This window comes from Caballeronia sp. dw_19, assembly GCF_018449515.1.
Classification (GTDB): domain Bacteria; phylum Pseudomonadota; class Gammaproteobacteria; order Burkholderiales; family Burkholderiaceae; genus Caballeronia.
In genome coordinates this window covers 118,832-125,883 of sequence record NZ_JAAVUQ010000024.1, presented here as the reverse complement: position 1 = coordinate 125,883, position 7,052 = coordinate 118,832, and the positions used below count along the sequence as shown (strand labels likewise).

Annotated in this window: 6 protein-coding genes; 3 read left to right on the top strand and 3 right to left on the bottom strand. The window is 60.5% G+C overall.

The genetic code is table 11. The features are described 5' to 3' along the window. The first annotated feature begins 399 nt into the window (after positions 1 to 399). The 3 genes from HB376_RS27225 to HB376_RS27215 are packed head-to-tail and all read left to right on the top strand — an operon-like array spanning position 400 to position 3,133. The gene (locus HB376_RS27225; protein WP_213766823.1) at positions 400 to 1,143 is read left to right on the top strand and encodes a (Fe-S)-binding protein; all 744 of its coding nucleotides are present in this window, start codon (positions 400 to 402) and stop codon (positions 1,141 to 1,143) included. Then, the gene (locus tag HB376_RS27220; protein ID WP_213766822.1) at positions 1,140 to 2,546 is read left to right on the top strand and encodes an LUD domain-containing protein; all 1,407 of its coding nucleotides are present in this window, start codon (positions 1,140 to 1,142) and stop codon (positions 2,544 to 2,546) included. Before HB376_RS27225 ends, HB376_RS27220 begins: the two co-directional genes overlap by 4 nt. 2 nt (positions 2,547 to 2,548) lie before the next feature. Continuing rightward, positions 2,549 to 3,133 carry an LUD domain-containing protein gene (locus HB376_RS27215; RefSeq protein WP_213766821.1) on the top strand — a complete coding sequence of 195 codons (585 nt, stop codon included), beginning with the start codon at positions 2,549 to 2,551 and terminating at the stop codon, positions 3,131 to 3,133. A 227-nt stretch (positions 3,134 to 3,360) separates the two neighbouring features. Here HB376_RS27215 and kdgD read toward each other — a convergent pair whose 3' ends face one another. Genes kdgD through HB376_RS27200 form a run of 3 tightly spaced genes read right to left on the bottom strand, consistent with a single transcriptional unit; the run spans position 3,361 to position 6,970 of the window. Then, positions 3,361 to 4,278, bottom strand: a complete 918-nt coding sequence (gene kdgD / locus HB376_RS27210) for a 5-dehydro-4-deoxyglucarate dehydratase (protein ID WP_213766820.1) — start codon at positions 4,276 to 4,278, stop codon at positions 3,361 to 3,363. A gap of 54 nt (positions 4,279 to 4,332) precedes the next feature. After that, entirely contained in the window at positions 4,333 to 5,691 is a 1,359-nt protein-coding gene (gene gudD, locus HB376_RS27205; RefSeq protein WP_213766819.1) for a glucarate dehydratase, read from the bottom strand. A gap of 31 nt (positions 5,692 to 5,722) precedes the next feature. Continuing rightward, positions 5,723 to 6,970, bottom strand: coding sequence for an MFS transporter (locus tag HB376_RS27200; protein ID WP_255631593.1), 1,248 nt, complete (start codon positions 6,968 to 6,970; stop codon positions 5,723 to 5,725). Between the last annotated feature and the right edge of the window lie 82 nt (positions 6,971 to 7,052).

Sequence of the window (7,052 nt, the reverse complement as noted above, 5' to 3'; positions counted from 1 at the left end):
CCTATGAATAGAAACTGCACGCTGTGAACACTTAGGGTAGCGTGGTTGAAAGCGTTTTCTTTGCTTCGTTTCTTTGTCGCTTTGGACAAAGAAATGACGTGCCGCCACGCACAGTGGCTAACAGTGATAAAGAGAATATCCGACTCTCGCAGACCGCTAACGCTGAAAGCAGCAACCCGGCATTGACCCCGACCACGAACCCCAGAACCGACCAACCCGCCCCCACCCGCTGCCCCCCTCACCCCCTCCCCAAAAAAAGCGCCAGCGACCCCATTCGGCCATCGACCCCATTTGACTTGAAACACTGCAAACTTTAAAGTCGTGGTCAGACCAAGCTTACCAACTTGGCGCAAGTTTACCAAACTTCAAAAACCGCCTGTTTTCAGGCCACCCCGCCCAATGAAAGTCGCCCTGTTCGTTCCCTGTTTCATCGATGCGTTCTATCCCGAAGTCGGCATCGCGACACTCGAATTGCTCGAACGCCTGGGCGTAGAAGTCGATTACCCAGAGGAACAAACCTGCTGTGGCCAGCCAATGGCGAACAGCGGCGCGCAAAAAGAAGCGGCCGGCGCCGAGCGCGTATTCGCCCGCAATTTCGCTGATTACGACTACGTGGTCGGCCCATCGGCGAGTTGTATCCATCACGTGCGCGAGCATCTAACGGCCATCGAGCAGACCGCATCCGTGCGCAAGGTCCGGACGAGCGCCTACGAACTCGTCGAATTTCTCCACGATGTCCTGAAAGTGCGCGAATTCCCATGGGCCGAATTCCCGCACCGCGTGGGCTTGCACAATAGCTGCAGCGCGATCCGGCATCTGAAGGAAGTCTCAGCATCGGAAATTGGCGGGGCGCCGTTTTCCAAACCCCGCACGCTACTCGAAGGCGTCAAAGGCATCGAGTTCGTCACGCTCACACGCCCCGACGAATGCTGCGGCTTCGGCGGCACGTTTTCAGTGACCGAAGAAGCGGTATCGGTGAGGATGGGGCAGGACAAGGTCCGCGACCACCTCGGCGCGGGCGCGCAATATATTGTCTCCGGCGATATGTCCTGCCTCATGCATCAGCAAGGCTGCGCCGAACGCCTGAAACTCGATGCCCGGTTTATCCACATCGCCCAAGTCCTGAACGGAGCACGCTCATGAGCGAGGTCGTGAAGGGAAAAAGCAAACGGCTCGATCACGCGAAGGCGGCGGGCGCGTTCATCGCGAAGGAAGATCACGTCGCTTTCCACGATAAACGCCTCTGGGACCTGCGCAGCAAACGCGACGCCCAAGCCCACGGCATGCCCGAATGGGAGACGCTGCGCGACCTGGCATCGGGGATCAAGGAACACACGCTTTCGAATCTCGCCGATTATCTCGACCAGTTCATCACCCAGGCCGAGTCGCACGGCGTGATCGTGCATTACGCATCGACGGCCGAAGAGCACAACGAAATCGTCTACCAGTTGATGTCCGAGCGCGGCCTCACCACGCTGGTCAAAAGCAAATCCATGCTCACCGATGAATGCAAGATGCGCGAGTACATCGAGCCGCGCGGCATCACGGTGATGGAAACGGACCTCGGCGAGCGCATCCAGCAACTGGATAATCAGGACCCAAGCCACATGGTCGTGCCCGCCGTGCATAAACTTCGCGCGGATGTCGCTGAGCTTTTCGGCCGCACGATCGGCACCGATCCCAAGAACAGCGACATTCACTATCTCGCCGAAAGCCAGCGCATGAACACGCGCCCGTATTTCGTGCGCGAAAAGACCGCGGGCATGACCGGTTGCAACTTCGCGGTCGCGGAGACGGGCACGGTCGTCGTGTGCACGAACGAAGGCAATGCGGATTTATCGGCGAATGTGCCGCCGCTGCACATTGCGTCGATTGGTATCGAAAAGCTGATTCCCCGGATTTCCGATCTTGGCGTGTTCATCCGCATGCTGTCGCGTAGCGCGCTCGGTTCGCCGATCACGCAATACACCTCGCATTTTCGTGCGCCACGACCGGGCTCGGAGATGCACTACATCCTTGTCGATCACGGCCGTTCCGAACGCCTCGCGATGGAAGATTTCTGGTACTCGCTCAAATGCATCCGCTGCGGGGCCTGCATGAATACGTGCCCGGTGTATCGGCGCAGTGGTGGCTTGTCGTACGGCTTTACGTACTCCGGGCCGATCGGCGCGATCATCAATCCTACTTACGATATGAAACGCTTCAGCAGCCTGCCGTTTGCATCGACGCTTAATGGCAGTTGCACGAACGTCTGCCCCACGAAGGTCAACATTCACGAGCAGATCTACAAGTGGCGCGAAGTCATCGCGGCGAATCATGAAGTGCCGTTCGTGAAGCAGGAAGTGTTGAAAATGGCGGGGCGCTTGCTGGCCAGTCCGACGCTGTATCGAGGCACCGTTGCGTCGCTGGGCGGCGCGCTTAAGCGGCTGCCGAACTTCGTGCTTTATAACCCGCTGAACATCTGGGGCCGGCAACGCGATCTGCCCGAAACGCCCGCTGAGACCTTCCACGAGTGGTACAAGAAAAATCGCAAGGCAGCAAAATGACGATGACCACGCGTGACGTTTTTCTCGCCAAGATCCGCGCGGCGCAACCGGCTGCAAGGCCGCGCCCCGACGTACCGCTCTTCGATACCCCGCCCGGTGAACGCCTCGAACGCTTTCGCACCGCCCTGACCGCGATGGGAGGGACAATCATCGAGGGCGAATCGCTGGACACGGTGCGTGCGCTGCTCGCCGAGCGTTTCGCCCCGGACGCGATAGTCGCGTCGGCCGTGCCGGGTATAGAAGGAAACCGCGCGCTCACCGCCGATATGTCGCCCGCGTTACTGCAGGACGTCGATGCCGGCGTGGTACGCGCGCGCTTCGGCGTGGCGGAAACGGGCTCGGTGTGGTTCAGCGAGGACGAATACATCGTCAATTCGATCGGTTATCTCGTGCAGCATCTGATCGTGCTGCTCGATCCCGCGCAGATTGTGGACGGCTTGCAGGATGTGTATCGACGCGATGACTTCAAGGCCGCGCGTTATGCCGTGCTGGTGACGGGGCCATCGGCGACGGCGGATATCGAAGGCGTGCTGATTCGCGGCGCGCAAGGCGTGCGGTCGCTGACGGTGGTGTTCTTGGCGGCTTAGATCGAGAGTGCGTTTATACGCGGCGCCAAGCGCAGAAAAGCCGTTCCAACTCGCGTTGGAACGGCCTTTTAATCTCTTCGGATCGAATTCCCGCTGCTTCTTGCAGCGTAAGCGATCTTTGCCGTGTCCGTCAGGGCACTGGAGCCAGAGCCGAGGCGCGAAGCGTACGAGTCTCTGTGCAGCAATACCCCGCTGCTTGCAGCGGGGAAGCTTATTTACTGCGGACTTTACTGAGCGCCGAGCTTCTTGATCAGCACATCGAGTTGCGCCATTTCATCTTCGGTCAGATCGGTCAGCGGCGCGCGCACGGGGCCGGCGCTGCGGCCAATCAGCTTCGCCCCCGCCTTCACGATACTCACCGCATAACCCGCTTTGCGGTTACGAATCGCCAGGTACGGCATGAAGAATTCATCGAGCAGACGGCCAGTCGTCGCATGATCCTGCGATACCACCGCTTTATAAAACTCCATCGCGGTTTTCGGAATGAAGTTGAATACCGCCGATGAATACACCGGCACGCCCAGCGCCTTGTACGCTTCGGCATAAACCTCGGCCGTCGGCAAACCGCCGAGATACGAGAACCGGTCGCCCAACCGGCGACGGATCGTCACCATGTTTTCGATCTCACCCACGCCGTCCTTGAAGCCGATCAGGTTCGGGCAGGTATCGGCGAGCCGTTCGAGCATGTCGGCGTTGAGCTTCGAATTGGCGCGGTTATAGACGATCACGCCAATATTCTTCACCGCCTTGCACACCTGTTCGACGTGCGCGGCAATACCATCCTGGCTGGCTTCGGTCAGGTAATGCGGCATCAGCAAAATACCGTTCGCACCAAGCCGTTCGGCCTCCTGTGCATATGCTATAGCCACCCGCGTCGCGCCGCCCGCACCGGCGAGGATCGGCACACGTCCCTTGCAGGTTTCCGTCGCTGTGCGAATCACGTTCGAATATTCGCTCTGCGTCAGCGAGAAAAATTCGCCCGTGCCGCCGGCCGCGAACAACGCCGTCGCGCCGTAGGGCGCAAGCCACTCCAGACGTTCAGCGTAGGTGTCAGCGCGGAAGTCGCCTTGTTCGTCGAAGTCGGTCAGCGGAAAGGACAGCAGCCCTTCGGAAACGATTTGCTTGAGCTCTTGAGGTGTCGTCATGGTCGGTCGCGAGTTGGTTTTTGAATCAGCAGTTACAGCAAGCCATTAAGGAAATCAGCGCACAAGGCACGGGCGCTTGTTATCGAAGGTCCAGTTTGGAATCAGGTACTGCATCGCGATGGCGTCATCGCGGGCGCCGAGACCGTGTTCCCGATACAGCGCGTGCGCTTTCTCGAGTTCGTCCATATCGATATCCACGCCCAGTCCCGGCCGCGCCGGCACCTTCACCTTGCCGCCAACGATCTGCAACGGCTCGCGCGTCAATCGCTGGCCGTCCTGCCAGATCCAGTGGGTATCGATGGCAGTAATCTTGCCGGGCGCCGCCGCCGCGACGTGCGTGAACATGGCGAGCGAAATATCGAAGTGATTGTTCGAGTGCGAGCCCCACGTCAGGCCCCACTCGTTGCACATTTGCGCCACGCGCACCGAGCCTTGCATCGTCCAGAAATGCGGATCGGCGAGGGGAATGTCCACCGATTGCAACTGGATCGCGTGGCCCATCTGACGCCAGTCGGTCGCGATCATGTTAGTCGCCGTCGGCAGGCCCGTGGCACGACGGAACTCAGCCATGACCTCGCGGCCGGAATAACCGTTTTCGGCACCGCACGGGTCCTCGGCGTAGGCCAACACGTGATGCTGGTCGCGGCACAGGCGCACGGCTTCGGACAGCGACCACGCGCCGTTCGGGTCCAGCGTCACGCGGGCGTTGGGGAAGCGTTCGGCTAGTGCCGTGACCGCTTCGATTTCCGCATCGCCCGAGAGCACGCCGCCCTTCAGCTTGAAGTCGTTGAAGCCATAACGCGCGTGCGCGGCTTCCGCCAGTCGGACGACGGCTTCAGGTGTCATCGCTTCTTCGTGGCGCAGGCGGGTCCAGTCATCGGTCGCATCGGTCCCGGAGGAGTAGGGCAGATCGGTCTTGTTTTTATCGCCGATATAAAACAGGTAGCCGAGCATTTCCACTTCATCGCGTTGCTGGCCTTCGCCGAGCAGCGCGGCGACGGGCACGCCCAGATGCTGGCCGAGCAAGTCGAGCAACGCGGCTTCGAGTCCCGTCACGGCATGGATGGTCGTGCGCAAGTCGAAGGTCTGCGTGCCGCGTCCGCCTGCATCGCGATCGGCGAATTGTTTGCGCGTGGTGTTGAGTACGGCGTGCAGATTGCCGATCGACTGGCCGACGACGAGCGGACGCGCGTCGTCGATAGTCTTCCGAATGCTCTCGCCGCCCGGCACTTCGCCCACACCCGTGTGCCCCGCGCTGTCACGCAGGATCACGATGTTGCGCGTGAAGAACGGGCCGTGTGCGCCGCTTAGGTTCAGCAACATGCTGTCGCGGCCGGCAACCGGGATCACGCGCAGTTCGATGACGGTGGGCGTGGCGTTCGCAGCGGTTGAAACGCTTGGGTTCGTAGACATGGACGTGGTCAGTGTGAGTTGATTCGGGCTCTTAAGCGGCCGGGGTCGGGTTTGGTTCGGTGGCGTGTTCGGGACGGCCGGTCAACCGGTCCTTCGCGAAAAAGGCGATAACAGCCGCGATGATCGATGCAATTCCCAGCCCGTAAAGACCGCCCGAGATCGAGCCCGTGTGTTGCTGCAGATAGCCGAACGCCGCCGGCGCGAAAAAGCCGCCCAGATTGCCGACGGAGTTGATCAGCGCGATCACGCCGGCCGCGACGCGTACATCGAGGTATCCCTGCGGCAGCGGCCAGAACAGCGACGCCGCCGCTTTGAAACCGATCGCAGAAAAGCAGATGGCGACGAACGAAAACACCGGGTTCGCCGACGTCGATGCAAACAGTCCGCACGCGGCAATGACCAGCGCGAGCGCGAGCCACGCTTGCTGGAAGCGCCATTTCGCCGACAACACCGCGAAGCAGTACATCGCGAACATGGCGATCAGCCACGGCACGGCGTTATAGAGACCGACCTGGAAATCGCTCAGGCCGCCCATCTTGCGGATGATGGTCGGAAGCCAGAACGTCGCTGCATAAATAGTCAACTGGATTGCGAAATACAGCACGCAGAACAGCACGATCTGCGGGTCTTTCAACAGTTTTGTGATCGGCAGATGCGCGTTGCCGGCCGCTTCCCGCTCCGCCTGTTCGTGGGCAATTGCGGTGCTCAGCGCCTGTTGTTCTTGCGCCGTCAGCCATTTGGCATCGCGGGGATGGGACTTGAGCATGAACCAGCTCACGCCGCACAGCAGAATCGAAAACAGGCCCTCGACCAGGAACATCCACTGCCAGCCATGCAGGCCGAAGCCGCGTATCGAAAGCAGGGCGCCCGACACGGGCCCTGATAACACCGACGCCAATGCCGAGCCGCCTAGAAAAATCGCGACCGCCTTGCCGCGCTCCTTTTGCGGCAGCCATTGCGTGAAGTAATACACCACGCCTGGGAAAAAACCCGCTTCGGCCACGCCCAGCAGGAACCGCATGACATAGAACGAGGTGTCGTTCCAGGTGAAGGCCATCGCGCCGGCGACCAGGCCCCACGTGAACATGATCCGTGTGAGCCACGCGCGAGCGCCGAAGCGCGCCATCAACACATTCGACGGCACTTCGAACAACGCGTAGCCGATGAAAAACAAGCCGCTCCCCAACCCGTAGGCCGCTGCGCCGATTCCCAGGTCCGTCTGCATATGCGTATTGACGAAGCCGATGTTCACCCGGTCGATGTAGTTCGCGATGAACATGATCAGGAAAAGCGGCAGCACGTGGCGTTTAACTTTTGAGGCCGCCGATGTCAGCGCGTCGGATGTCGATAAGGCGGGATCG

Bases quoted from the DNA above. Each gene is read 5' to 3' on its own strand.
- HB376_RS27225 (WP_213766823.1), top strand. From the start codon at position 400: ATGAAAGTCGCCCTGTTCGTTCCCTGTTTCATCGATGCGTTCTATCCC.
- HB376_RS27200 (WP_255631593.1), bottom strand. From the start codon at position 6,970: ATGTTCATCGCGAACTACATCGACCGGGTGAACATCGGCTTCGTCAAT.
- HB376_RS27215 (WP_213766821.1), top strand. From the start codon at position 2,549: ATGACCACGCGTGACGTTTTTCTCGCCAAGATCCGCGCGGCGCAACCG.
- HB376_RS27220 (WP_213766822.1), top strand. From the start codon at position 1,140: ATGAGCGAGGTCGTGAAGGGAAAAAGCAAACGGCTCGATCACGCGAAG.
- gudD (WP_213766819.1), bottom strand. From the start codon at position 5,691: ATGTCTACGAACCCAAGCGTTTCAACCGCTGCGAACGCCACGCCCACC.
- kdgD (WP_213766820.1), bottom strand. From the start codon at position 4,278: ATGACGACACCTCAAGAGCTCAAGCAAATCGTTTCCGAAGGGCTGCTG.